We start from the raw sequence: 26,797 nt of genomic DNA on the forward strand, positions 1-26,797 counted from the left end.
CCTACCGAAATAAGGATGTACTTTTAGGATTGGTCTCGCCTAAGGTGGCACTGGATGTAATCAAGTCGATGAAGGATGTGGGCGATAAAACAGGTTTCATCCCTACATTTTTTCATGGTGACCACGGTACTTCATCGATTGCAGGCGCTTACCTTCGCGGTATAGATAACTTTGATGTGAAGGGTACTTACGCGATCCTGCTCAGGAACGCCAATGTTTCTCCGGGAGCAAGGCCCCACCTGGAAGAGTATATCAAAAAAGGCTATATCTCTGATCCTGATATTGCCCATCCTGAGGTAGAAACGAAGGCCAGTGCCGGTGTTTCCAAAACGCTGGAGTATGCTTATGATGACTACTCACTGGCACAGATGGCCAAAAAACTGGGAGATACAGCCAATTACAGCATACTTATGGCCCGGTCTCAGAATTACAAAAACATGTTTGATCCCTCTACCAGGTTTATGCGCGGGCGATTGCCAAACGGAGAGTGGATCAAGCCTTTTGATCCGACCCAGCCCTATTACGAGTATATGTACAGGGAAGCAAATGCCTGGCAGGTTTCCTTTTTTGCCCCACATGACATGAAAGGCCTGATTGCGTTGTATGGGGGCCCTGCTGGTTTTGAATCCAAACTGGATTCGCTTTTTACGCTGCCCTGGAACCCGAAACATATCGCCAGAAATGTGGAGACCTTTATCGGCCAGTATTGCCACGGCAACCAGCCAGATCATGAGGCTCCCTTTGCTTATACTTTTATAGGCAAGCCGGAGAAAACACAGAAGGTGCTGGACAATATCCTGAACAATCTTTACGGAATAGGAGATAAGGGACTGGCACTTGCGGGGATGGATGATGCAGGAGAAATGTCTGCCTGGTATGTGCTAAGCTCAACTGGCTTGTATACTTTCTCTGCCACTGATCCTGAGTATCTGGTAACAGCGCCATTATTTGATGAAGTGAAATGGAAAACCAATACCGGCCGTACTTTGACGCTGAGCAAACCCGGAAAGGGCAGGGGGATTACAGCTATAAAAGTGAATGGTAAACTGAATAAGGGATACTTCGTATCGCATGATCTTTTTAAAGAAGGTGGCAGGGTAGAGGTTGTTACAAGATAAAGCAGGGTATTATTGCTTAAACTTTTGGCAGCAGCAGTTGTTGTTGCTCAATGGAGAAAGAGCAGCATGAAGACCGTTACCCTTTAATTTTAACACTACGCCTTGATCAGGATAGCCAGGCATTTTTTGATCAGCAGCGAAAACTTTATTTTCCGGCTGAACGTAATTACCTTGAAGCACATCTCACTTTGTTTCACCAATTACCTGATGGGCATGAAAAGGTCGACTTTATGAAAAACCTGGCTGTGCCGGAATTTGAGCTGAAGGTAACTGGCCTCAGAAACCTTGGTGCGGGTGTAGCCTACCGTATTGAAAGTCCGGAATTACTGGCCTTACGGAAGACCATTGCTGCTGAGTTTTCCGGGCAGCTGATACCGCAGGACCGGCAGGGATACCGCCCTCACATTACGATTATGAACAAAACTACTCCGCAGGAGGCCCTCGCGTTACTGGCTGATCTTGCTGCTGATTTCGGGGAGTTTACAATAAAGGCAACAGGTTTGGATTTGTGGTCGTACCTCGGCGGGCCATGGCGCCATGAAAATACATTCTATTTTAAAGCGGCTGAATAATAATGGTTGAAGGTCAATTCTATAACAATGAGCTGCTTGATCTCAAGAGGTTAAAAGGGGACAGGCAGGCGGATGATTTTATCAGCCATGTTTTTGCTGATGCAACTACAAAAAAGCAGCTGCAGCAGTGGATGGGCGGGAAGTGTGGTCCTGAACATTTGATGACTTTGAAAAGTTTATTTCCGGGTTTCAGCTTTATAGCTCAAGCTGATCGTTTACCTGAATGGGCAGACCGCCGCCTGATGAAAGCAGGTACTGCATTTTTTGCCCGTCACTCGGAGATGATCATGAGTTTGCTCGGACTGTTATCACTGCCTTATTGCTACACTGCCGCCAATGGAGCAATGGTTTTATATTTGTCAGAACTGATCCGCAAGCAAACTTCAAAAAGACTTAATGACACCGCTTCATTTGTCTGGGAAGTGATGAACCCCGACGGGTTTGGAGACAATGGTAATGCCTGTGATGAAATATTGAAAGTACGGATTATGCATGCCGCCGTTCGGTATTATACGTATCAAACCGGCAAATGGAATGAACAATGGGGCATTCCGGTAAATCAGGAGGATATGGCGGGCACGAACCTTTCTTTTTCATTGATTGTGATACGCGGGCTGCGGATGCTGGGCTACAATGTGAGTCAGGCTGATCAGGCTGCTTATATGCATATCTGGGCTGTTGTTGGGTATTTAACAGGACTGGATCAGGAGCTGATTCCAGAAACTTCCAGGCAGGCAATGCAGCTGGATGCAGTCATCAAAGAACGTCAGTTTCAGCTCTCAGGTCATGGGCAGGAACTGACCAGTTCTTTAACGAAGCACATATTGAAAATAAATAACAGCAAGGCATCGGCTGATGAGATATTGGGCTTAATGCGTTACCTTCTGGGCCGCGAAATAGCAGATATGCTGGCTATAAAAGCGCCGGACCTGCCTGCTTACAAACTGACCATCATAAAAACGATGAACCTTTTAAAGGATTTTAAACCTGAGGGGGACAGCAGAGTGGTCTACAATCAGGCCTATGCCCGATTTAAATGGCAGAGTCTGCGCCATAAAGACGTTCAGGCCTGATAAAATTCTGTTTAATTTCCAAGGCCACCTATTGGATTTAGCTTAACGTGAAGTCTGGTTAACAATCTGAGCAGCAATGGAGGTTGGACAGTGCTGACATGCTTCGGAATATAGTATTCGCTGCTGGAACGTTTGAAAATTTCAGTAGCCCCGTTTGTTGTTTTAATAGCAACTTCATTGTAAGGAATGCCATGTTCCCTGAGACGGGCTCGGAGTGGGGGAGAATCGTGAAAATCTATGAGTATGCGCTCTTTTGAAGCCTCTAACACAGCCAGCTGATATTTGATCTGCGTGCTGATTATCGCATTCTGAATGATGACTATAGAGGAAAAGCTTACATTAACAATTAGTGCGAAGTACAGGGAATTTTTGAGCCATTTCCGCTGGGCAGGCAGGATCAGTTCAAATGCTACCAGGAGGAATATTGGTATATACCATAACTGTGGAATGTACCTTGCCCACCAGGATTCGGGCATTATAGCAACCGTCAACAGCAAGGTCCCTAAGATAAATATAGCATCTTTAAATCTCCTGTCCCTGTAGCCGCGGGCAATGAATATAGCGAGCATTACCAGTGCAATGATGATAATCCCACTAAACCAGGGACCAAAACCTGCTACCCGAACATCCGGCCTCCAGAAGGATTTTAGGTCGACCATCTTTAGTGTAAGGGGCAATTTAAGTTGAGGGTAGTCGGCCGGTGTTCCGCTAACCGAGATGTTATCAGTATGTGAAAACAGGGAAACAAATAATTTGCGGGGCATGGACTGCTGACTGAAACCAGGAGGGGAGTTCAGGGTCACTATATCCACCTTAGTCTTTCCCATCAGAGGATAAAATGGATGTCCGTGTTTCAAAGTATTGGTAATATAAGGATTGAAGCCTGCAAGTATTCCCAGTACGGATGCCAGGAGCATGGTGAAAATTAAGCTTTTATGCTTGAGCAGTTCGCCCTTTAGAAATAGCCAGCAAACAATCATAATGATGGTTATCACTGCATAAACAACACCGCTAAACTTTACGCCGAAGATCAGGATAATTACCATTAAAACCAGAGCATAAGACAGCATGTGTTTCACTCTGAGTGCATTACGGATGGAGATTACAAGCAGAAGCAGCAATGACGCCAGTGCGCCATCTACACAAAAAGTGAGCATTTGCGAAATTGATATGGGGTTACACATCAGTAATAAACTGATAGTCCATGCTTTTACGGATGAAAGTAATGGCAGTAAAGCAGACAAACTGAGAAACAGGCCGCCGAGCATAAGCATAATGTTAAGGGCTTTCCCTGTTTCAATGTACCCGGTTGTGGCGTATATGGCTGCCTGGATTAATTCCGTACCTTTTGCATAGTGGTTGATCCATACAAAGTAGATGTCCCTGTAATCGATGCCCATTTTGTAAGGGTCCCAGCCATCCTTCACATCTTTGAGGAAAGTAATTTTGTTTTCTCCCAGTACTGTATGATAAGGGTTCCATCCCTGCGCCAGCTGTATGATAGTTTCCTGGTGATATTCCTGTCCGTCGTCTGATACATCAAAGAAAAACCCTGCAATCAAGAGAGAAATTCCGGTTAATACCAGTGGCAGTGCTATGGTGAAGGCTATTTTCCATGGCTTAGCCTGCAATTGCCATGGCGATTTAGACACGGCGAATACCTGCAGGGCCAGTGTAAAAAGGAGCGCAAGTGGGAATTGCCACCAGCCAGCCTTTGCGTTCAAATATAAAGTGAGGGACTGGATCACCAGGGTGATCCCCGCAACCATTACGAGAAAAAAACCAATAAGGAAATAACTTTTAGACCGTTCATTAACTTGAATGATGTTCATACTGGCATTAACAGAGGTGAGGCGTTAGCTACAACTCTAATGAAACAATGCCCTGGATGAACTAAAGATCTCCGGAATAGCGACTTTCGAGCTGTGATGTAATGTAGATAAAATAATCAATAATACATATATAGGTTTAGTTTTGTTTCCCGGGTCCTGAGTTTTATTTACAGCTAAAAAATAACCTATTGGTACATGCCAAATAACAAGGCCTGTACCCGGACTAAACCAGATACAGGCCATGTTATTCTTTATTATGGACAGGATTGTTTAAAAATGGTTTATTGCGAAAGCCTTATGCTTTCTTAGCCTCATTTTTTTCTTCGTCATTCGCATCAAGACGATAAATTTCCATGATGTTTTCCAATACTTTGACAAAGTCAATATTGAGATCTATCAGCTTTCCGGTATGGATATCAAATACCCAGCCATGTACAGTCAGGTTACGTTCGCGCTGCGCTCTCTGTACTTCTGCGGTTTTTATAACATTGATGCACTGCTCCTCAACGTTTAACTCAACCAGTCTTTTATACCGCTGGTCTTCATCTTCGATGGCGCCGAGTTCATCTTTGTGAGTTCTGTATACATCGCGGATATTTCTCAGCCATGGATTTAAAATACCCAAATCTCCGGATTTCATGGCAGCCTGAACACCACCGCAGTAGTAGTGGCCACACACAACAATATGATTTACATTAAGGTGCATTACAGCGTAGTTGATTACTGACATCACACTTAAATCAGTGTTAGGAACCATATTGGCAATATTTCTGTGTATGAAAGCCTCACCAGGGGCAACGCCCATCAGCTCTTCTGCGGATACACGGCTATCGGAGCAACCGATATACAGGATGTCGGGTTTTTGTCCTTTAGACATGTTGCTAAAGTAATCAGACTGAACGCTCAACTTCTTTTGAACCCAACTTTCATTATTTTCAAATATCTTCTTAATATCCATGTTGTAGTGTAATGTTCGTAATTATAACAATTATTGTAAAACAGCTGTAAAAGTGAATTGTTTGTTTGGTAAAACCAAAAATTACGTATAAAATTTCTGGACAGGATTTTCAAACGTCCGGTAACCATGCTAAATAGCTGCGATACAATGTTACGGGAGTGCCGGGGGGCAAACTTATCTGTAAGTTATGTGTTAATGGCTTGTTTGTCTGCTTAAACGGCAAATATTAAATTTTGATTTATGGCCGAACTACCTGATCTGACCGTATATGCGGAAATACTATCCAGGCGTTTTAAAGGAAAAACTTTAAAAGACCTGGATGTTAAGGTGTCAAAGAAACTCAATGTTTCAGTTAAGGAACTGGAATCAGCACTGCTTGGGAAAAAGCTGACTGCTGTATCCAGATATGGGAAGAGCCTGCATTTTGAGTTTGCGGGTGATATTGTCCTGCAGATCCATCTGATGCTTCGCGGAGAGCTTGTGCTTTTGAATAAGGAAAATCCAGATCCCAAATATGAGATCCTGGGATTTATGTTTAGCGGGGGAGAAGGGTTTGCCGTGGTGGATTTGCTCAGACAAGCGACGCCCACATTAAATCCTGAAGAGGCAAAATCACCTGATGCCCTGGAAATTACGCTGGAAGATCTGACTGCAACCCTATCTAAATCCAGGAAAATGGTAAAGGAAGTGCTGATGGATCAGAAGAAAATGCGCGGAATAGGGAATTCGTATGCTGATGAAATTTTGTGGCATGCCCGGATTTCACCTTTTTCGATTGCCAATGCGATTCCGGAAAAAGCGGTGAAAAAGCTTTTCAGCTCGATGGATAAGGTCCTGAAAAAAGCGATTGAGGAAATCGCAAAGGAGAATGGGGATGAACTGCATGGAGAACTGCGCGATGTGATGAAGATACATGGGTCCAGGATTGAAAAAAGCCCCGGAGGCGCAGCCGTCAAATCAGAAAAGATTGGTGGCAGAACCAGCTATTACACGGAAGAACAGGAGCTTTACAACTGATGCAATGTTCATCAGTGTTGTAAAGCCGCTATATCTGTGAAACCTTCGTAACTGGTTCCATAATAATCTGCCAGGGCAGGAGAGTACTTGCCTTCGTAGTCGTACAGGTAAGTTTCAATACCGAGCTCCCGGGCAAACAAAATTTCGGATTCTGGATTGTCTCCGATCACCAGAACATCTGAAGGAGCATACTCATATTTTAACATGATCTGCTTAAAAATGTCTCCTTTGGTGAGTACAGACCTGTATGGATCCGGGATAAAGATTTCCCTGAAATCGTCCTGGATCTGTAACTGCCTGATCTTACTTTGCTGAAGTTTAACATAACCTGCGGTAATCAGAAATTTGTCCATTTTTATACCACGTGTCAGCTCATAGTCGTTAAATGTTTCCATGGAACCGCCATAAGTCATGTCCAGTGAAATCCTCAAACCTTCCTCCTTTACATCCTTTTTCAGGGCATACCGGTCAGCCACTGTGTGAAAAGGCGTAGATAGAATATCCGTACGTATTGCCTGGAATACATCCTCACTTACACGCGGTTTTAGCAGGTGGAACAGCTCTTTGTACATATCATCAACAACAGACACGGTAGGGTAAATCGTATCATCCAGATCAAAAAATAATGCTTTCTTCATACTGATCAATGATTATCCTGCGCTGTTGTCATCCTGCAGATCCTCGGATCCAAACTTTTTCGTATCCCCGCTGTCCAGCTTTACACTGATGGAGTTTCCAATTGCATCTACTACTTCTCCTTTGCCATCCGGTGTGATCACACGCTGGCCTTTTAAAAATAAATCTTCGTTCATAATAACTGAGTTAAATTACAGCCATGAGTGCATCGCCCATGGTTGGTGCTAGAACCTATAATAATCAGGATTGTTTAAATTATATTGTCAACTTTTATTATTGTTTGAATTTGACCTGCCTTATCTATTCTTAGCTTTCATCCTATTTATGTCTCTCAGTGATTAGGCTACTGGTCAGTGGATTATCTTTTGATTAAAATCGTTTACGCTTATAGGTGTTAAAGTCATTTCTGCGAGAACTTTAATTGATTTGTTTACGTAATTTTTCATAATGGTGTAAATGTCTGTTCGCTATTAAAATTTACTGTATATGGAAAATCAAAATGATTTGGAATTTGAGCGACTGAAATGTCTTATGCTGAAAGCCGAAATTGTTTCAAATATGAGCGCAGAAGTAAAGTCTAAAATTATACAGCGGGGATATACACCTACCGAAATAGCTACTACCTACATTGCTCGAATGTATTGCTACATAGATAGTGACCCTGCAATTGCAGCTATAAATCTGGCTATGTTGACACTTCCGCCCTGCAGTCCTGTTTATGAACAGATTATTTTCAATGAATCAGGAGAGCAAATAGTTGATATTATTTTTTAGGGATTAAGGTGATTGAGATGACCAGACCAATCAGGTTGATCATAGTATATAACAGGGGCTGCCTGGAAAATCATTTAAATTTAAAACAATTGCGAGTTATATTACCTTTTTGGACAGGCAATAGTCGCATTCTATTAATGTGGCTGGAACGCGAGAACAGCAAAAACACAGATAAATAATGAATAGTCTTTTTAAAAGGATAGTTGCCTCGAATAGCGGGCTGCTGGGCGATATGGTGCAGCTGAAATACCAGGCAATGTCTGAAAGCGCGTTCAGGTTTTTTCGGGGTACCTGTGAGTTGTTTTATGAAGACTTCCATACCTGGAAACAAATGCCCTCATCTCCATTATCCTGGATATGCGGGGATCTGCATGTAGAAAACTTTGGCAGTTACAAATCAGATGACGGACAGGTATACTTTGATCTCAATGATTTCGACGAAGCATTACTGGCGCCTGTGATTTGGGAGCTTACACGAATGCTGACAAGCATCTTTCTCTGTTTCGATTTTCTGGAGATTGAGGAGCTCAAAGCAATGAACATGGTGCAGGTATTTCTAAAGAATTATGCAGGTGTACTTATCCGTGGGAAAGCCCTGGCGATAGAGCCCCGCGTAGCAAAAGGGATTATCTTATCATTTTTGAACAGCGTAACGCTGCGTAAGCAGTCGCGCCTGCTGGAAAAGAGGACAGAAGTTAAAAAGAGAAAACGGGTAATTTCCCTTGCTGATGAACGGCATTTTCCCGTTGAGGGCGAATTAAGGCAGGAGCTGTTTGAGCACCTGAACGACTGGATTAATTTCCATTCCAAAAGCCCTTACAATTATAAGGTGAAAGACGTGGTCTTCCGCCTTGCGGGAACAGGAAGCGTAGGCACAAAGCGCTATATGTTCTTACTTGAAAATACCAATAAAAAGGGGAAATACCTGATCATTGATATGAAGCAATCACAGCCTTCAGCGCTGGACGGATATCTTACTGTGAAGCAGAAAAACTGGGACAGCGAATCTGAACGTGTGGTTTTTGTGCAGGAACTTGCGCAGCATATGCCCTGCGCATTGTTGAGCAGTACAACATTTAAGGGAGAAGGATATGTGATGAAGGAGATGCAGCCTGCGGAAGATAAGGTCAAATTTAATCTGATACAAGACAACTACAGGGACATTTATCAGGTAATTGACGATATGGCCGCGCTTACGGCTGCCTCACATATCAGGTCGTCTGGCAGGTCGGGATCGGCTACAGCAGATGAACTGATTGCTTTTGGCAAGCGTAACGGCTGGCAGGAACAGGTGATCAGTTATGCCCACAACTATGCGCAGCAAGTGAAAAAGGATTACAGCTTGTTCAGATCCGGGTTTGAATCTGGTGCTTTTACCGGACCCGGGCAGTAGCTAAAAACTAAATTGAAACAGATGTTTCGTTCTGAAAATTTTATAATTGAAAAGCCGGTCGTAATGAGCCGGCTTTTTGCATTTTGTACTGGCGCATATATAGAATAGACATGATGGCTGATCCTTAAGCAGCTATTATGATAATATCATATAGTAAGCTGATAAAAACTATCATTAAAAAGTATATCTGATTGTACACTTTTGTGTAAGTCACACAGGCTTAACCAGATATAACCCGGCAAATTATCTCCACATATAATTTGCTTAACATGAAGATGCATCCGTATACAAGAGGTAGCGTTATATAATCTCACCCGGAAATTTATGGCTTTCAGATAGGCATAAATTTAAGGACAGCTGAGGTTAACAGGCGTCTATATATTCCCCCCAGTAGCCTATACTTATTGCCAATAACAACCAAATATATAACTTATGAACTTAGAATTTTTACGCAAATTTTCCTGGGTTTTTTTACTCATGACAGTTACCGGTACGTCTTTGCTGGCCCAGCAGCGGCAAATTACCGGTAAGGTTGTTGATCAAAAAGACGGGCAGCCCATACCGGGAGTAACCGTTGGGATACGGGGTAAAAGCAATAACGTAACCACCAATGACAAAGGTGAATTTGGATTGGTTGCAGATCCTGCTACTGATGCCCTGGTGTTTTCGTACGTAGGCTATATCAGGCAGATCATCCCCCTGGCAGGCAAAAACAGGATAACAGTAAACTTTGCTGAAGACAGCCAGACGCTGGATGAGGATGCTGTTGTAGTTGTAGGCTATGGTACAAAAAAACGCAGTGAGGTGCTGGGATCAATTGCCACTATTACGGGTAGCGAAATACAGGATGTACCTGCCCCCAATTTAGCAGGCGCCCTGAGAAACCGGGTTGCTGGTGTAGGTGTAAGTCAGGTATCCGGTCGTCCGGGCGCGCCTATTACCCTAAACATCAGAAATTCCGTAGTCTCCGAAGCGGTGCCGGGTGGTACAGCAGAACCGCTGTATGTAGTGGATGGTATCACCGTTACCAGAGATGCATTTGATAATATCGATGCCTCGATGGTAGAGAATTTAACCTTCTTAAAGGATGCATCGGCATCTATCTATGGGGCTTCGGGAGCGAAGGGCGTTGTTCTGGTAACCACAAAGAGAGGTAAGCTTGGCAAACCCAGTATTACCTATAATGGGTACCTGGGGATTTCTGATGCGGCAAAAACACCGGAGATGTTATCTGCGTATGACCACGCTTTACTTTTAAACGATACCTACCGTACACAAAGCGCCCCTTTGTCAGATATCTTCCTGCGTGAGGACCTGGACTACATCAAAACACTCAACTATAAAAGCTGGTATGACGAGGTATGGCAGCCATCAACCATGCAGAGGCACAATGTGGGCATCTCCGGAGGAAGTGAAAGGATAACTTTCTTTACAGGAGGAAGTTATCAGAGCGAAAATGCCAACTATGCAGGAATGAAATTTGATAAATATGGCTTTAGAAGTGGGGTCACTGCTACATTATCAAACGGATTAAAGGCAGATATCAACTTCAATGTAGACTATAATACAAGAGAGCAGCACCACAATGCTCAGGAAAGTGATGCGAATTTCTTTGAGCGGATAGTGAGTATACCACGCTGGGTACCCATTAGTATCAATGGCAATTACGTTAACTATAACGGCCTGATCAACCCGAAGGCTGTTGCAGAATCGGGCTATTACAACAACAGCAGCACAAAGGGATATCGGATCAATGGAAGCTTAACTTATGAACCTACGTTCTTCAAGGGATTTACGGCCAAGTTACAGATCTCTCAGGCAAGCGGCTCTTCTAAGGCTACACAGTACATCCCGCCATATAAACTCTATAACTATGTGAGAAGGGGGAATAACCAGCAGCTGTTTACTGATCAGTTAGTAAATACCTCGGCCACCTCCTCGTACTTTGAACCAACCAGCTTAGCTACTGCAACTATCACTCCAGGGGTATCCGAAAATAATAGCTATCAGGGATTTATCACCTTACAGTACAGCAGAACTTTTGCCAAACATGCGCTGAATTTATTGGTGGGCGGGGAGCAGAGCGAGGGGAACTCTCAAAGTTCAACGGTGCGCTATAGCAATCAGCTGATCCCGGGTGTAGACCAGTACTGGGCTTTTGATGCAACTACTTTAACCCGTCAGAACTTCGCAAGGACGGCAGTATCAAAACGTTCGTTTTTCGGGCGCTTTGACTATGATTACAATAAGAAATACCTGCTGGAGGTGATTACCCGACTGGATGCGTCATCCAACTTCGCTACAGGGAACCGCTGGGGAGTTTCGCCCAACGCTGGTATTGGCTGGGTAGTGAGTCAGGAAGACTTCTTTAAAAACTCAAAGTTAACCCGCTTTGTGAATTTTCTGAAACTGAAGCTGAATGTAGGGATTACTGGTGATGACAGGGTTGATCAGAGGCTGTGGCAGGACAGGTTCCTGATCGATGTAACCAACGGCTATCTCTACGGAAACTCGAATCAGAACAGCTTAAACCGTTCGCGGCTGGCCAATCCGGACATCACATGGGAAAAGAAAAGGACCATCAACCTGGGTTTGGAATCATCCATGTTTGATAACAAACTGGATATCGGGATCGAGGTGTTTAAAAACTATAATTACGACGCATTTGACCTGGGGGGAAATAACTTGTATCCACTGTATTTTGGTACTGCCGCGCCGATTGTCAATTACAGGGAAACCTACAACTGGGGATCTGAATTCACTATCGGATACAAGGCAAAGCTGGCTGCAAGCTGGAATCTAAGTGCCAGTATGAACTTCGGTTATGGTAACTCTGTAGTAGACAGAATCCTTTACGCACCGGGAAACCTGATCAACAACGTAGCGCCCGACTGGCAGGTACAGTTCGGAACAGATCCGAGGGTATATAATTCAAGTAACATAGGTTTAAAAACAATCGGCATGTTCAGGACGCAGGCAGAGGTAGATTCATGGATGGCAAAATATCCTAATTACAGATTGTACGACAGGGTGCCGCAACCGGGCTGGTTATATTTCGAGGATACCAATAAAGATGGGGTAATCAGTGACAGCGATATGGTGCCGCTGTTCAAAAATACAAATGCTTTCTTTACCTCCGGGATTTCCCTAAATCTCAGTTACAAAAACTTTGCTTTCAATACGAATATAAATGCACGGTTTGGTGGTAAAATATTCTACGACAGCAGGGCCAGGATCGCGCCCTCGGCTACCAGAAATGTGTTAACTATCTGGCAGGACCGATGGACAATAGATAACCCGATGCAGGGCAAATATCCAAGGTTTGATGATCCGGCATTGACAAGGAATTCTGACTTCTGGGCGGTGGACGGAACAATGATCCGCATCAATACAATGACCCTGAGTTACAAATTAGCACCGGTACTGGCAAGGAAACTTGGGCTGGAAGGCGGACGGCTTTTGCTGACGGGAAACAACCTGTGGACCATCATCAACCCACTGCCATACAAAGATCCGTACACCTCTAGTGCATACGACTATCCGATACTGAGAACGATTTCGCTGGGATTAAGTGTTAACCTCTAATTATTTGAGCAATGAGCAATAAACTGAAAAATAATATAAAGAAGTCCTTTCTGATGCTAATGCTGACGGTTGCTTTGGCAGCATGCGTAAACAAGGATGATTTTTTCCTTTTGCCTGACACGGAAGGAATAGATGCAGCAATCTGGGATAACGAAGGTTCCGTGCAGCTCCATTTAAACAGGGTATATGATGTGGTGATGGCAGCTTTCCCGCTGCAGGTTGCTCCAGACAGGTTTGGGGTACACTATGCGAGTGATGAGAATTACCTTCCCGATCTGGATGTGAATGCAAGAGCTGCATTGGGACTGCAGGGGGTTCTGGGTGATAATGATGTGAGGTTCGTGGGGAATCAATACCGTGGTAATCCAGGTGACAATAAATATTGGGATATCGCCAGATGTAATGATGCCATTGGAAATGTCCCTAAGGGATCATTGCCGCAGGACAGGCAAAAGGTGCTGCTTGGGCAGTATCACGCACTAAGGGCAATCACTTACTTTGAATTGGTTAAAGTTTACGGTGGTGTACCACTGATTTTAGAGCCGCAACTGGAGAATTCTGTATATATGGGCGGCAGGAAAAGTGCCCGGGAGTGTTTTCAGGCGATCTTAAATGATCTGAATACCTCTATCACGATGCTCGAAGGCTTTAATCCGGATGATGGAACCGGAAGAGGAAAGATTACCAAACTGATCGCTACGTGTATCAAAGCGAAGGTTTTGTTTTATATGGCTAGTCCGCAGTTTAATCCAAGAAACGATCCCAAACACCCTTTTGTACAGGAGAAATGGAGTACGGCCCTGCAGGCAAACAAAGAAGCGTATGATTTATGCCTTGCGGCCGGAAAAAGACTGATGCCCAACTACAACGATATTTTCCGTACAGAAGGAACTGCCAACACAGAAGCAATCATGGTTAGAACATATTCAAGTACCATTAACGCGAGAGGGCACGATGGGGAGTACCGCAGCAGGCCAGGCTCTGAAGGAGGATCGTACCACCAGTTCTATGTGCCAACTACAAAAATGCTGGATGCCTATCCGATGAGGGATGGAAAACCAAGGGGCACATCAACAGCCTATCCCTATGATGATATCATGTTCTGGCAAAATAGAGACCCCAGGTTTGAAGCCACCTTTGCCTACAACGGAAGCCTGTATCCGCTGAGCGGAAATACGACAAGAAAACAATGGAACTACAATACAGCAGTGAACGAATCAAATGGTAATGCCGTCTATGTGCGCCGCTTTACCACGCCGGGATTAGGTTCTGGTGCCGTAAGGTATTCAAATGGATTGGGAGGAAGCGGGATGGACTGGATTGAAATGAGATTGGCCGAGGTGATGCTGAATTACGCGGATTGTATGAACGAAACAGGAAACATCTCTGGAGCAAAAGACATGGTGAGGCAGATCCGGGTGAGGGCAGGAATAGTGCAGGGGGATTCTGATTATGGATTAGGACTTGCTGGTGGTGGTGATGAACTGAGGACTTTGATCCTCAACGAGCGGCTTATTGAATTTGCTTTCGAGAATAAGCGCAATGCGGATCTGCGAAGGTCACGCACGATGCACCTGCTGACAGGAAGTATGTCCAAAAGGGAAATCCAGCTCGCCGCCACGAGTGATAAAAATGTTCTTGAAGCGGTAACTAATGGGGTGATGTTCAGGGAAACAATAAACGTTAATGATAAAACCGTTTATAACAGGTATTTCAGAAATGTGATCGTTACCAACGCTACTTATCTGCCTTATAACGTTCCTGAATTTCATTATTTCTATACTTTCCATGCCGACTTTGTGAATTTCGGGGCCAACATCGTTCCAACAATTGGCTGGCCCGGCGGCACGTTTGATCCGCTTGATTAAAAAATAATAGAGGTATCTGATTAAATAGCTAATAAAATGAAAACCAAGAATATTCAAAAGTTACTCCTTATTGTATTCACTGTACTGTGTTTTACGGGATGCAAAAAGGATTCTGAAAATATATTTACCATGTTTACGGAAGTGACTGTAACCTACAATAACAGTGATCCGCGCTGTGTTACAGACTATAAATCGGTAAACGAAAAGGAGGAAGTATGGATTGATTTTACAATTAATTCAGCCTCTGAAGATATGTATTCCTATACCGTGGAAAAATCAGCCAGCAACCAAACTCCCGAGCGTACGGTATTTACAATTACCAACCCTGCGCAACGGAGGAGTTTTTCAAATATCATCAAACTGGTGATGGACCGTGATGGCAAAACAAGCTACCGCATCTATGCCCTCAACCAAAAAGGAATATTTATTGGCGACGGCAAAAAAAGTGTAACGATTGACGTTAATCCTAGTTATATGATCTATGCCAACAGGAACATCTATCTGCCTGATACTGTCGCAAAATCATTGCCCAGCTTCTTTTCACTGAGTGATGCTTCTGGTTTTAATTATACTGAAGCTGGCTCAAATTCAGCAAAAATAGATTTTGGTATTTACAGGAGGCTCGCTTCCAATTCTACCCCCGCAGCGGTGTCATATGTGATTAATTTATATTCGCCAGGTGTACCTGTGAACCCGCTGGCCGTGTATGACATCAGTGCCTGGACACCTAAAAGAACAACACGTTTTAGTGCGCCGGTTACAGGACAGGCAACTGCATTTCTTACAGGAGCAATATCAGGATCAACAATTGAAACGCTGGCCAGGGCACGTACCATCAACCTCAGTGCAACGGTTGCAACTGTGGCAGCAAGTGGCCTGGCAGCAGGCAGTGCAGTATTCTTTCTTACTCCTGAGGGTAAATATGGAATGATGTACATCAATGCCGCAACTTCAGATTACCAGGGCAGGCCATACATCAATGTAAGTGTGAAAGTGCAGAGATAATTGGATTAGCGTTTTTTATCTTAACTTCATTCGATGATGAAGCTGGTGTCATTGAAAAAACATAGTGGCTCATCCCCAAATTATGTTTTTTAACTGTCTAACTGATATGAACGCTCATCCTCTAAGAAAAAAAACACTATGGTTATGTGCATGCATGATTGCCGCCGTAAATTCATTTGCGCAGAATTCTATAACTTTTGATACTGCCGAATCCAAAACAGTCATCAGCAAAAATATCTACGGACATTTTGCAGAACACCTTGGACGGTGCATTTATGATGGTTTTTATGTAGGTGAGGGGAATAAAACAATACCCAATACAAACGGAATAAGAAATGACATTGTTAAGGCATTGAAAAAACTAAAGATTCCTAACCTGCGCTGGCCCGGAGGATGTTTTGCTGACACCTATCACTGGAAAGATGGAATCGGGCCAAAAGATAAAAGGGCTTCAATTGTAAATACCAACTGGGGAGACGTCACTGAAGACAATAGTTTTGGAACGCATGATTTCCTGAACCTCTGCGAGCTGCTGGAAACTGAACCCTATATATCCGGCAATGTGGGCACTGGTACTGTACAGGAAATGGTGGATTGGATGCAGTACACAAATTTTGACACCAAAAGTCCGATGTCTGATCTGCGCAGGCAGAACGGGCGCGACAAAGCCTGGAAGGTGAAGTATTGGGGGATTGGTAACGAAACTTATGGTTGTGGCGGCCATATGAGGGTTGAATATTATGCTGATCTCTACCGTCAGTATGCCTCGTTTATGAGCAATGATGGTAAAAACCATCTTTCATTTGTAGCTGCCGGTGCTAAAAACGATGATTACCACTGGACCGAAACGCTGATGAAAGATGTCCCGTTGTACCTGCTGGATGGGATTGCAATGCACCATTACTCTTATGTAGACTGGGAAGAAAAAGGGGCGGCAGCAAAATTCGATGAGGGCCAGTATTTTAAAACCATGAAACAGGCTGTTTGGATGGAAGAACTGGTAGCCAGACATTCCGCAATTATGGATAAATATGATCCGAAAAAGAAGGTGGCACTGGTAGTAGATGAATGGGGTGGCTGGTATGATGTAGAACCGAATACCAATCCCGGATTCCTGTTTCAGCAAAATACTATGCGCGATGCAATGATTGCCGGTGTTACCCTTAATGTGTTTAATAACCATGCCGACAGGGTACGGATGGCCAACCTCGCGCAATGTGTAAATGTTTTGCAGGCCGTGATTCTGACGGATAAGGAAAAGATGATTTTAACACCTACATACCATGTAATGGAAATGTTCGCAGTACACCAGAACGCCAGGTTATTACCTGTATCAGTTAAGACCAATAGCTATACCTTTGGGGCTGACAAATTACCTGCAGTTTCTGCATCAGCTTCTATTGACAGTAACCAGTTGACGCATATTAGCCTTGTGAATATTGATGCCCGGAAAACCCAGCAGGTGACGATAGAGTTAAAAGATAAAAAGGGCAAAACGATAACTGGCAGAATACTTACTTCAAAACAAATGCAGGACTGCAATACTTTTGAAACTCCTGAAGCTATAAAACCAGCGGTATTCAGGGAGTTCTCTGTGAAAGGAGAAACATTGCAGCTGAAAATACCAGCTTTTTCTGTGGTTGTGCTGGAGATGGTAAACTAGATCGGATTGTTTGTTGCTTATCCCGGGGAAATTTGTCTGCGGGTGTTATTTTTCCTGCAGCAAAATGTATGGTTGTGGGATTTGGCTGAGGTTTATGGCCCAAAACCTTTGATGGTGCATGAAAAAGTCGCAAATTGCGCCAAAGTTGGATCAAATGGCAAGGAAAGTTACAGATGGGCCCCTGCGAAATAAAGAACGTACCAAAACAAGTGTGATCACAGCTTTAGGAAATTTACTGAAGAAGGACGGATTTGCGGGATTAAGTATAAGCAGAGTGGCCGATGAGGCGAAAGTAGACCGGAGAATTATTTACGATTATTTTGGTGGCCTCGATGGCGTAGTAAAGGAGTACCTTAACAGGAACGACTATTGGAAGATAAGTGCAGAAGACATAGATGATATAGTGGATGCCAACAAGACTGACGCCGGTAGAACGCTTGCTTTTTCTGTGCTTGAAAACCAGTTTGACAGCCTGATCACAAATGAGGAAATGCGCAGGATCATTACCTGGGGTTTGAGCGAAAAACTGCCAATGCTGAAGGAACTGGATTTAAAGCGTGAAAACATAGGAGAACAGATCCTTAGCGGAGTGATCGAAAACCATTCTGAGCTGAGTGAGAAAAACCTCAGGGCCATGTATGCTGTGTTAATGGGTGGCGTTTATTACCTGACATTGCATGCAAAGATGCTGGAAAACCCTTTCTGCGGGATAGACCTGAATAAGAAATCGGGACAGAAGGAAATCAAAGAGGCACTGAAACAGATTATTGATATGGCTTATGACCGCACAACTACTTTGTAGGATTCTGATTAAAGATGCTGCTGAAACAAGGTTAAAATGGCCCCTGATTTTGTCGCGAACAACCCTCACTCTGCTATAAACAGTATATTACTTTTGAACTGTATCCTGAGCAACCGGTATGTATACTAATAACAGGAATAGGAAAGAACTAAAACTGATCAGATGAGAAAAATAAGCTATGGTATCAATCTTTCGGCAGATGGCTGCTGCGATCACACCAAATTTGGTGGCAGCGAAGAGACACACGATTATTTCACTCATTTGATGAAGGATGTTGATCTGATCATCTATGGGCGTAAAACTTATGAACTGATGGTTCCTTACTGGCCAGACCTCGCCCGTGCAAAATCCGGGACTGCATCCATAAATAAGTTTGCGGAAACCTTTGATGCCATTGATAAAGTTGTTTTTTCGCGGTCGTTGACTAAGGTTGAAGGCAATACCAGGCTGGTTCGTTCAGATCTTGCTGATGAAGTAATGAAATTGAAACAAAAACCGGGAAGAAACATTTCAATTGGTGGAATAGACCTGCCTTCGCAATTAATGGCCATGGGTTTGATTGATGAATTTTATTTTTTTGTTCACCCTGTAATTGCAGGGCAGGGGAGAAGGTTGTTTGAAGATACACATCTTAAGGAAGTGCAGAATTTAAAACTGGTAAATACTGAAGTATTTAAATCTGGTTGTACAGCGCTTCATTACCTGAAATAAACTCCGCTTGTTAAGATGAACTGAACATCCTTCAAAACGGGTAGGTCCTTTGTTATTTTCTCTTTAAATCCAGGTCCTGAAAATCAAAACTGAAATCCGTTAAGGGAGAGATCGCTTGCATTTTAAAGCCGTTTGGTACCCCGTTATTATCCAGAGAGAAGTTAACGAATGCATCCGCATCAAAGCTTCTGTCATACCATTTAATAATGAATGTATTCCCCTTATAGTAAACCATATCGCCTTTTAGCGCTGGTGAGTTCCGCGACTGAAAATGCAGCTTTCCATTCTGGTCACTGATAGTTACATCGCCAAACCAGACATCCGCATATGTTCCAAGATAATATTTAATATCAGGTTTATTGGCAGTGTTCTTTAGTTCTGCCTCAATATCAGCCCAAACTTTGTCGGTTGCCTTTTTACCGTACTCTTTTCCGGCCTTCTCATCATCATCCTGTTCTTTTATCCGGTCCTTTCCTTTAATGCCGAAGTATCCGTCTTTTATGGAATTGGTAATGGAGTAGTATGCACCGCCGGATTGCTGGTTGGTTAAAACGATGATGCCCAATTTCAATTCCGGTATTAAAGTAACTTCACTCACCATTCCAGCTAAACCACCTGTATGTTCTGCAACAAAATAGCCATTTTCATCACTCAAAAACCAGCCTAAACCGTACCCGAAAAAGTGCGTATTATATAAGCCTGTTTGTGTTGGGATAATACTTTGCAAAGTCCACATCTTATTTTGGGCGCTTTTACTGAATAAGGTCTTTTCTAGCTTCTCGCCATATTTGCGGCCATTCAATTGTGTAATCACCCATTTGCTCAGATCTTTGACACTCGTATTTATCCCTCCGGCTGCATTGCTGCTCTCACTAAAATTTCTTGGGATTGCTGTTATTACACCATTTACCGGTGCATGTGCATCTATAACATTGCTCTTATTTTTTAACCGGTTAAATGATAATGCACTATTTGTCATGCCCAAAGGCTGCATGATGCGAGTTTCAACGAAATCTTCATACTTCATTCCTGAAACCCTTTCGATGACCTCTCCGGCAACTATATAGAGTAAGTTATCGTAATCCCATTTGGTACGGAAGCCTGACACAGGTTTTAAGTATCTTAGATTATGGATAACCTGTTTTTTGGTGACTATGGACGAATCCGGCCAAAACATTAAATCTCCGGCACCTAATCCTAAGCCACTTCGGTGAGAAAGCAGATCAGTAATAGTGAACTCAGCTGTAACGTAGGGATCGAACATTTTAAACTCAGGGATTACGTCAGTAACTTTAGTATCCCAGCTAAGTTTCTTCTCGTCAATCAAAATACCCAGGGCTGCTGCAGTAAAGGCTTTAGTGTTTGACGCAATTGCAAATACAGTGTTTTCATCGGTCTTTTTTCCGGATTTTAAGGACCGCAGGCCATAACCTTTTGAGTGTATAACCTGACCATCTTTAATCACGGCTACTGCTATGCCGGGTACCTTAAAGGTGCTCAATACCTTTTCAGAAATACTATCAATCTGTTTTGATGTTAATACCTGGGCATTTAATTGAGTTGTTGAGAATAGGACAAGAATAAAAAGCAACTTTTTGAGCGATAGAGTAGATTTCATCAGGGAAATTTAAATGGCTCTTAAATATAATAAAATATTAAACTACCGGTAAATAATATTTTAAAACTCAAACCATTCAGTTCCGGTTCTGTTTATCAAATAATTATTTAAAGATAATAAGATAAAAAGATGAAACATAGAAAATTAGGTAAAAATGGACCGGAGGTTTCGGCCATAGGACTTGGCTTGATGGGAATGAGTGCTTTTTATGGCTACCGGGATGACGAAGAATCTGTAGCTACTATCCATCGTGCATTGGATCTTGGTGTTAACTTCCTGGATACAGCAGAAATGTATGGGCCCTATACCAACGAAGAGTTGCTGGGCAAAACGATCAAAGGCATACGTAACGGGCTGGTCATCGCGACAAAGTTTGGTGTGCATAACAATGACGGGGTCACAAAACTGGATGGCAGCAGGGAAAACGTATATAAATCAGTTGAAGGCAGCTTAAAGCGCCTGGGCATAGAAACGATCGACTTGTATTACCAACACAGGATGGATCCGGATACTCCGATTGAAGATACTGTCGGCGCACTTGCCGATCTGATACAGGAAGGTAAAATCCGTTATATCGGTTTATCGGAAGCTGAACCTGCAATTATCAGACGTGCCCACGCAGTACACCCGATCACTGCCCTGCAGACCGAGCTGTCTCTCTGGACAAGGGAAGTGGAAAGCAATGGCGTGCTGGATACCGTACGTGACTTGGGGATAGGCTTTGTACCTTACAGCCCCCTGGGCCGTGGTTTCCTGACCGGAGCAATAAAAAGTCCGCAGGATTTTGAAGAGGGCGACTGGCGCAAAAATAACCCGAGATTTTCTGGTGAGAACTTCCAGAAAAACCTGCATATCGTAGAGAAACTCAATGAACTTGCCAGTCAGAAAGGCTACACGGCTTCGCAGCTGGCTTTAGCCTGGGTGTTGGCGAAAGGAGATGATATCGTGCCTATTCCGGGAACCAAACGCAGAAAATATCTGGAAGAAAATATCAAAGCTGCAGAGATTACGCTTAGCGCGGATGAAATGGCTGAAATAGACAGTATTTTCCCGCCCGACAGTACTGCTGGTAACCGTTATTAAAGCTTTTACGCTGACAACCAATAGCGGCTGTCAGCGTTTAAATCTTAATTTATTAGCTGAAAATGAACAGGCAAATAAATGATTTTCAGTTCTGTTTTCAGCTGATCTTCATATACTGCAGCAACATAATCGTTTTCGCATCTCTGATCTCACCAGTAGCGATCATACTGTATGCCTCATCCATATCCAGTTCTAATACTTCAATATTTTCCTGCTCATGCTCCACACCACCACCTGGCGCGACTTTCATATCCCTGGCATATTCAGCAACAAAGAAATGAACAAGCTCTGTTACTGAACCAGGAGACATATAAGCCTCAAATATCTTTTTCACGCCTGTGACCTTGTAACCTGTTTCCTCCTCAGTTTCCCTTCTGATGCAGTCTTCGGGATTTTCATTGTCAAGTAAGCCTGCGCAGGTTTCTATAAGCATACCCGATTCATTACCATTGATAAAAGTAGGCAGGCGGAACTGCCTGGTCAGGATCACTGTTTTCAAATCATTGTTGTACAGCAAAATTGTGGCGCCGTTCCCCCGGTCGTAAGCCTCTCTGCTTACCTTTTGTATCGCCCCATCATTGTTATAATAGGCGTAGGTTATTTTCCTCAGGGTGTACCAATCATCTGACAGAATCTCAGTCTTCAGGATGTTTACCTTTTCACTCTGCATCAGGAACTTCGTCTATAGCATAATAGATTTTTAATCCCCTTTCGCTGCCAATCTTTACATCTTCATCAGCGCCTTTGGATGCGCCTTCGATTCGCAGTATCGCATCACATTTTTCAAGCAGACGGTGTGCACAGGGATACTGGATTTCGTTCCAGATCTCATCGCCGGTAGATTCTGAACCTGCGAGATGGATAATAGGTAAGGCTACCCATTCGCCTATTATCGGTACGTGGCCTTTTCTGAATAGTGGAACAGCCATCGCCTCGAGTTTAGTCAAATTTTGCTGCATTAAAACCGGGTCATCGTTAGTGCCGCTTCTGTAAGGGCCTGCAATTAATATCATCATAGCTTGTTTCTTTTTACAAATAGAGGTAAAGATTACAGGAAAACAATTAAGGTATCTTAAGACCTCATATTATATTTCAGGTTTTTTCAGTGTACTCAGAAATTCGGGAGTAATACCAAGATAAGAAGCAATTTGTTTTTTTGTGACCTGCCTGACGATCTGCGGATATTTCTGAACAAAGCTATGGTACCTTTCTTCTGCTGTTAAAGATAAGTTTTCCATCACCCTTAACTGTTCGCGTGTGTAGGCATTCTGCATCAGTATCCTGAAAAATCTTTCAAACTTTGGTATTGTTTCGAGCAGATGATCAAAGTTTGACCTGCTGATCTGGAAGATCATACTTTCCTCTATGGTTTCAATATGAGTCATGGCTGGTTTTCTGTTCAGATAGCAATACATATCAGTAATCCACCAATCAGCTACAGCAAACATGATCGTAGATTCTTTCCCGTCCTTATCAATATAGAAGGATCTCAGTGCCCCGGAATGTACATAGCTTAAATGCCGGCATTCCTGACCAGCCTGTAGCAGGAGCGTTTTTTTAGGCAAGGTTTTAACTGAAGCCAATGTGCTGAAGAGAGCAGCTTCCTCTTCGCTCAGGTGAATATGTTTTGCTATGTTCTTGAGAATACTATCGGGCATTTGATAAATGTAAAATTTATAATCAAAATTATTAAGCTATTCAATAACAAAAGAAATATGGGCCCTGCGGGCATGTGTCAAAGCTTCAATGGTTTGAAAATATACAATCAAACTATAAGTTCGTTTTGGATGTTACTGAACTGAACTTTGTGAATTATTGCTAAAGCCGGCACTGATTAGAACAGAGCCTATTTTTAAGAGAACAGATCAAATTATGAATTTTACAGGGAAAAATATTCTTGTTGTGGGTGCCAGTTCGGGCATTGGCTTATCACTGGTTAAACTACTTCATCAGCATGACGCTAAGATCTATGCCATCGCAAGATCGCCGTCCGAAGAGTGGCCGGAGGAGATTCAATTTCTTCAATGCGATGTAACAGGGAATCTGGATGGCCTTGACGGATTTTTACCCGAGAAACTGGACGGACTGGTTTATTCAGTCGGAAGCATTAACCTTAAGCCGTTTGCCAGGCTAACTGAAGAAGATTTTTTACATGATTTCCAGCTGAATGTTACAGGTGCAGCACGAATTATCCAAAAGGCAATGAGACCGATCAAAAATGCAGCTGGTTCTTCAATAGTACTGATCAGTACCGTTGCTGCTAAAGTTGGAATGCCGTACCACGCCAGTGTTGCGGCGGCAAAAGGTGCTGTAGAAGGAATGGCACTATCCCTTGCGGCTGAGCTGGCTTATCAGCAAATCAGGGTAAATGTGGTGGCACCTTCATTAACAGATACGCCCTTGGCGCAAAACCTGCTCAGCACACCAGAGAAACGGGAAGCGTCCGCCAAAAGGCATCCATTGGGTAAAATAGGACAGCCAGAAGATATCAGTAAACTGATTGCATTTCTGTTAGGCGACGAAAGCAGCTGGATGACCGGACAAATAATTGGTGTGGATGGGGGACTGGGCAATTTAAAAACGAGTTAATATGATAAATATCAGAAGCAGCGGGATCTCAGAACTGGAAAAACAATACCGGATAAACCTGATCAATAGTTTGATAGGTTACCGTTCCCTGAATCTGCTGGGGACAGCAAACAGTGATGGTATCACCAACCTGTGTATAATCAGCTCTACTTTCCATCTGGGGGCAAATCCTCCGCTGATAGGCATGGTGATCAGACCGGAACGGGAGCACAATGACACATTACACAATATCAGGTCTACAGGACAATATACTTTGAACAACGTACTGCCAGACTGGTACATGAAGGCACACCAAACAAGTGCAAGTTATCCTTCAGGGGTATCTGAATTTGAAGTTTGTGGTTTTGATACGCAATATACTGAAGGCTTCAAGGCACCTTTTGTAGCGCAGTCAACCGTTCGTATAGGATTGGAGCTGCGTGAGTTAATTGATATGAAAGTCAACGGGACAACCATCGTAGTGGGGGAGATCATGCATATATCTACTGAGGATTCATTGATCGGAATGGATGGTGCAGTAGATCATGCTAAGGCAAAAACACTGACGGTAGCAGGGTTAGATACTTACTTTCAACCTGAGATATTAGGCCAGCTGGCTTATGCCAAACCAGGCACCGAACCACATGTGAAGTAAAGCCCTCAAAACTTAGGATAATGCAAAAGGCTGGATCATATCAATATGATCCAGCCCTTATATTGTTCAAGGGGTGCTTCCGCAGGTTATTGCCAACCCGGATTTTGTCCCAGGGCAGGGTTCTTCTGTAAATCGCGCTGCGGAATAGGATAGTAGTACATCTTATCGTCCCATTGTCTCGCAATCTCATTCATCCAGGTAAGTTCGCCAAAAGTGGTGTTCTTTAAACGCTGAGAATTCACTGCGCTTCCTATGGTAGGTGAAACGTTTACATATGTTACTCCAGCTACAGCTGCAGGTTGCGTACCCTGGTAGAATGCTACGTCAAGGATCCCATCCTCATTCAGGTCCATTGGCGTATTTAGTGCAGGGACGTAAAATCCATTCCATTCCTGATTCATCAGCGAACCTCTTTTCCATCTCAGGATATCGCTGAAGCGGAAACCTTCGAGGCTCAGCTCGATCCCTCTTTCCCTTCTGATTTCCAGGATGGTTGGATCAGTGATGCCCGGGAAATAATTTGTTACCAGGTAAGGATCGGCAACAGTAGGTTTAGTAGAAAGACCACCGGTGATGCCGGCTCTGGATCTCAGGGCTCCAACTGTGGTTGCCCAATCTCCGTTGGTCAGGGTACCCAGTTCGGCCTTTGCCTCTGCATAATTGAGCAGTACTTCAGCATATCTGAAAAGTGCAATAGCATTGATATTTAAGGCACCTGCATCGTAATACATGTCATCCAGCGTCCATTTAATTGGCTGATATCCTGTAAAGGTATATGAGAAAACCGGTGGGGCAGGTACCTGCACTCCGTTGCTGATCCGCTTGTAATCGCCCGAGCGGATAGTCTGCTTCAACCTCAGATCCCTGTTTTTAACTTCGTCTTTAAACAACATTGTTGGATAAGCCGGATTGTTGGTGTAAGGAGTTCCGTCAATGTTAAGATAGGTGTTGATGAAAGTTCTGGTAAAGCTGGCTTTCTCTCCGTATGTGCCGCTTGTCCACCACCAGTTTGCTTCATTCAGCACGCCCAGATTTACGTCTGCTACTGCAGACTGTAATACTTCGGAAGCGACAGGCGCTGAGCTGGTAAATACCTGACGGTACGAAACACCTGCGCCACCTGTAGTATTCAGACTGTAGCCGCCTTTGTCCATAACTTCCTTCGCGGCACTTGCAGCATTTTCAAGCCATGTATTTGCAGAAGAAGACAAGTTCAGTTCTGTATGGTACTTTCTATATGTACCTTCAAAAAGGCATATTCTTGATTTATAAGCGTATGCTACGTATTTAGTGACCGTGGTGCGGCTCGCATCGCTGGTAGCGGAAATGTTTGCACAGGCAAAATTAATATCTGCCAGCACAGAATCCATTACCAGCTCCCGTTTATCCCTGCCGGCAACCAGTTTTGGATCATTCACATCCAGCGGTTTACCGATCCAGGGTACATCGCCAAAGCGTTTCACTTTCTCCATATAGAAATAAGCCCGGTAATACCTGGCAATCCCCAGATAGTTGTTTCTTATCGCTGCAGGCACACGTGGGTCATTGCAGTTTTCAATAAAATAATTGATGTTGCGGAGGTCCTTCCATTGCCAGCTTGTATCTGAGGTAGAAGAGAAACCTCCCGGCCTGATGAAATTGTTAACGCTCTTTACCGCCAGGTAATCAGACATAGCGTCCTTGCTGGTGGAGTTTTTAGGCAGGAAATCCATACCATAGAATGAATTGCTGTATAATCTTAAGCCGCTTTCAGTGCCAAAAACAGCTGATCTTGTAGCGGTAGACTCGGGTTCCTGATCCAGCTTTTTACAAGCGCAGAAGCTCAAAACGCTCAGCAGGATCCATATATATTGTTTTCTCATTTTC

24 protein-coding genes are annotated in these 26,797 nt (G+C 43.5%); 15 read left to right on the forward strand and 9 right to left on the reverse strand.

Annotation, left to right across the window (positions count from 1 at the left end; genetic code table 11):
- The 3 genes from ABWY16_RS21465 to ABWY16_RS21475 form a co-directional block, all read left to right on the forward strand.
- Positions 1-1,118 (forward strand): glycoside hydrolase family 92 protein (locus ABWY16_RS21465; RefSeq protein ID WP_353906718.1); only part of this gene is annotated, 1,118 nt, incomplete at its 5' end.
- A 50-nt stretch (positions 1,119-1,168) separates the two neighbouring features.
- Complete coding sequence (locus ABWY16_RS21470; protein ID WP_353906719.1) at positions 1,169-1,690, forward strand: 2'-5' RNA ligase family protein; 522 nt, start codon at positions 1,169-1,171, stop codon at positions 1,688-1,690.
- 2 nt (positions 1,691-1,692) lie between these two features.
- Positions 1,693-2,763 carry an oxygenase MpaB family protein gene (locus tag ABWY16_RS21475; protein ID WP_353906720.1) on the forward strand — a complete coding sequence of 357 codons (1,071 nt, stop codon included), beginning with the start codon at positions 1,693-1,695 and terminating at the stop codon, positions 2,761-2,763.
- Positions 2,764-2,774: 11 nt separating this feature from the next.
- Here ABWY16_RS21475 and ABWY16_RS21480 read toward each other — a convergent pair whose 3' ends face one another.
- Positions 2,775-4,595 (reverse strand): hypothetical protein, encoded by a 1,821-nt coding sequence (locus ABWY16_RS21480; RefSeq protein WP_353906721.1) that lies wholly within the window; start codon positions 4,593-4,595, stop codon positions 2,775-2,777.
- Between the two features lie 295 nt (positions 4,596-4,890).
- Complete coding sequence (locus ABWY16_RS21485; protein ID WP_353906722.1) at positions 4,891-5,553, reverse strand: carbonic anhydrase; 663 nt, start codon at positions 5,551-5,553, stop codon at positions 4,891-4,893.
- 240 nt (positions 5,554-5,793) lie between these two features.
- On the opposite strand from ABWY16_RS21485, the gene ABWY16_RS21490 reads away from it, so the two are divergent.
- Positions 5,794-6,570, forward strand: coding sequence for a DNA-formamidopyrimidine glycosylase family protein (locus ABWY16_RS21490; RefSeq protein ID WP_353906723.1), 777 nt, complete (start codon positions 5,794-5,796; stop codon positions 6,568-6,570).
- Positions 6,571-6,581: 11 nt separating this feature from the next.
- Here the strand turns inward: ABWY16_RS21490 and ABWY16_RS21495 are convergent, their stop codons facing one another.
- A complete protein-coding gene (locus tag ABWY16_RS21495) occupies positions 6,582-7,208 on the reverse strand; it encodes an HAD family hydrolase (RefSeq protein ID WP_353906724.1) in 627 nt (208 codons plus the stop codon).
- 12 nt (positions 7,209-7,220) lie between these two features.
- Positions 7,221-7,382 (reverse strand): hypothetical protein, encoded by a 162-nt coding sequence (locus tag ABWY16_RS21500; protein WP_353906725.1) that lies wholly within the window; start codon positions 7,380-7,382, stop codon positions 7,221-7,223.
- Between the two features lie 310 nt (positions 7,383-7,692).
- Between ABWY16_RS21500 and ABWY16_RS21505 the strand changes: the two genes are divergently transcribed.
- The 8 genes from ABWY16_RS21505 to ABWY16_RS21540 all read left to right on the forward strand — a co-directional run bounded on the left by ABWY16_RS21505 (position 7,693) and on the right by ABWY16_RS21540 (position 19,007).
- Positions 7,693-7,980, forward strand: a complete 288-nt coding sequence (locus ABWY16_RS21505) for a hypothetical protein (protein ID WP_353906726.1) — start codon at positions 7,693-7,695, stop codon at positions 7,978-7,980.
- 178 nt (positions 7,981-8,158) lie between these two features.
- The gene (locus tag ABWY16_RS21510) at positions 8,159-9,373 is read left to right on the forward strand and encodes a DUF2252 domain-containing protein (RefSeq protein WP_353906727.1); all 1,215 of its coding nucleotides are present in this window, start codon (positions 8,159-8,161) and stop codon (positions 9,371-9,373) included.
- 432 nt (positions 9,374-9,805) lie between these two features.
- Positions 9,806-12,958 carry a SusC/RagA family TonB-linked outer membrane protein gene (locus ABWY16_RS21515; protein ID WP_353906728.1) on the forward strand — a complete coding sequence of 1,051 codons (3,153 nt, stop codon included), beginning with the start codon at positions 9,806-9,808 and terminating at the stop codon, positions 12,956-12,958.
- Between the two features lie 11 nt (positions 12,959-12,969).
- A complete protein-coding gene (locus tag ABWY16_RS21520; protein WP_353906729.1) occupies positions 12,970-14,826 on the forward strand; it encodes a RagB/SusD family nutrient uptake outer membrane protein in 1,857 nt (618 codons plus the stop codon).
- A gap of 36 nt (positions 14,827-14,862) precedes the next feature.
- Entirely contained in the window at positions 14,863-15,831 is a 969-nt protein-coding gene (locus tag ABWY16_RS21525) for a hypothetical protein (protein ID WP_353906730.1), read from the forward strand.
- A 106-nt stretch (positions 15,832-15,937) separates the two neighbouring features.
- Complete coding sequence (locus ABWY16_RS21530) at positions 15,938-17,494, forward strand: alpha-N-arabinofuranosidase (RefSeq protein ID WP_353906731.1); 1,557 nt, start codon at positions 15,938-15,940, stop codon at positions 17,492-17,494.
- A gap of 118 nt (positions 17,495-17,612) precedes the next feature.
- Positions 17,613-18,296 carry a TetR/AcrR family transcriptional regulator gene (locus tag ABWY16_RS21535; protein ID WP_353906732.1) on the forward strand — a complete coding sequence of 228 codons (684 nt, stop codon included), beginning with the start codon at positions 17,613-17,615 and terminating at the stop codon, positions 18,294-18,296.
- A 162-nt stretch (positions 18,297-18,458) separates the two neighbouring features.
- On the forward strand, positions 18,459-19,007 hold the full coding sequence (locus ABWY16_RS21540; RefSeq protein WP_353906733.1) for a dihydrofolate reductase family protein: 549 nt from the start codon (positions 18,459-18,461) through the stop codon (positions 19,005-19,007).
- 52 nt (positions 19,008-19,059) lie between these two features.
- Here ABWY16_RS21540 and ABWY16_RS21545 read toward each other — a convergent pair whose 3' ends face one another.
- A complete protein-coding gene (locus ABWY16_RS21545; RefSeq protein ID WP_353906734.1) occupies positions 19,060-20,625 on the reverse strand; it encodes a serine hydrolase in 1,566 nt (521 codons plus the stop codon).
- A 129-nt stretch (positions 20,626-20,754) separates the two neighbouring features.
- On the opposite strand from ABWY16_RS21545, the gene ABWY16_RS21550 reads away from it, so the two are divergent.
- Positions 20,755-21,708 (forward strand): aldo/keto reductase, encoded by a 954-nt coding sequence (locus ABWY16_RS21550; protein ID WP_353906735.1) that lies wholly within the window; start codon positions 20,755-20,757, stop codon positions 21,706-21,708.
- 97 nt (positions 21,709-21,805) lie between these two features.
- On the opposite strand, the gene nudK is transcribed toward ABWY16_RS21550, so the two are convergent.
- From nudK to ABWY16_RS21565, 3 genes are all read right to left on the reverse strand, one after another.
- Positions 21,806-22,378, reverse strand: a complete 573-nt coding sequence (gene nudK / locus ABWY16_RS21555) for a GDP-mannose pyrophosphatase NudK (protein WP_353906736.1) — start codon at positions 22,376-22,378, stop codon at positions 21,806-21,808.
- Positions 22,368-22,724 (reverse strand): DUF4406 domain-containing protein, encoded by a 357-nt coding sequence (locus tag ABWY16_RS21560; protein ID WP_353906737.1) that lies wholly within the window; start codon positions 22,722-22,724, stop codon positions 22,368-22,370. The genes nudK and ABWY16_RS21560 overlap by 11 nt, the downstream gene beginning before the upstream one ends.
- A gap of 69 nt (positions 22,725-22,793) precedes the next feature.
- Positions 22,794-23,366 carry a Crp/Fnr family transcriptional regulator gene (locus ABWY16_RS21565; protein WP_353906738.1) on the reverse strand — a complete coding sequence of 191 codons (573 nt, stop codon included), beginning with the start codon at positions 23,364-23,366 and terminating at the stop codon, positions 22,794-22,796.
- Positions 23,367-23,580: 214 nt separating this feature from the next.
- Here ABWY16_RS21565 and ABWY16_RS21570 point away from each other — a divergent pair, with 214 nt between their 5' ends.
- Positions 23,581-24,297: an SDR family NAD(P)-dependent oxidoreductase gene (locus ABWY16_RS21570; RefSeq protein WP_353906739.1), complete on the forward strand. Its 717-nt coding sequence runs from the start codon at positions 23,581-23,583 to the stop codon at positions 24,295-24,297.
- 1 nt (position 24,298) lies between these two features.
- Positions 24,299-24,931 (forward strand): flavin reductase family protein, encoded by a 633-nt coding sequence (locus ABWY16_RS21575; protein ID WP_353906740.1) that lies wholly within the window; start codon positions 24,299-24,301, stop codon positions 24,929-24,931.
- 86 nt (positions 24,932-25,017) lie between these two features.
- Here ABWY16_RS21575 and ABWY16_RS21580 read toward each other — a convergent pair whose 3' ends face one another.
- Complete coding sequence (locus tag ABWY16_RS21580) at positions 25,018-26,793, reverse strand: RagB/SusD family nutrient uptake outer membrane protein (protein WP_353906741.1); 1,776 nt, start codon at positions 26,791-26,793, stop codon at positions 25,018-25,020.
- Positions 26,794-26,797: the final 4 nt, after the last annotated feature.

It is taken from the genome of Pedobacter sp. (assembly GCF_040513095.1).
Classification (GTDB): domain Bacteria; phylum Bacteroidota; class Bacteroidia; order Sphingobacteriales; family Sphingobacteriaceae; genus Pedobacter.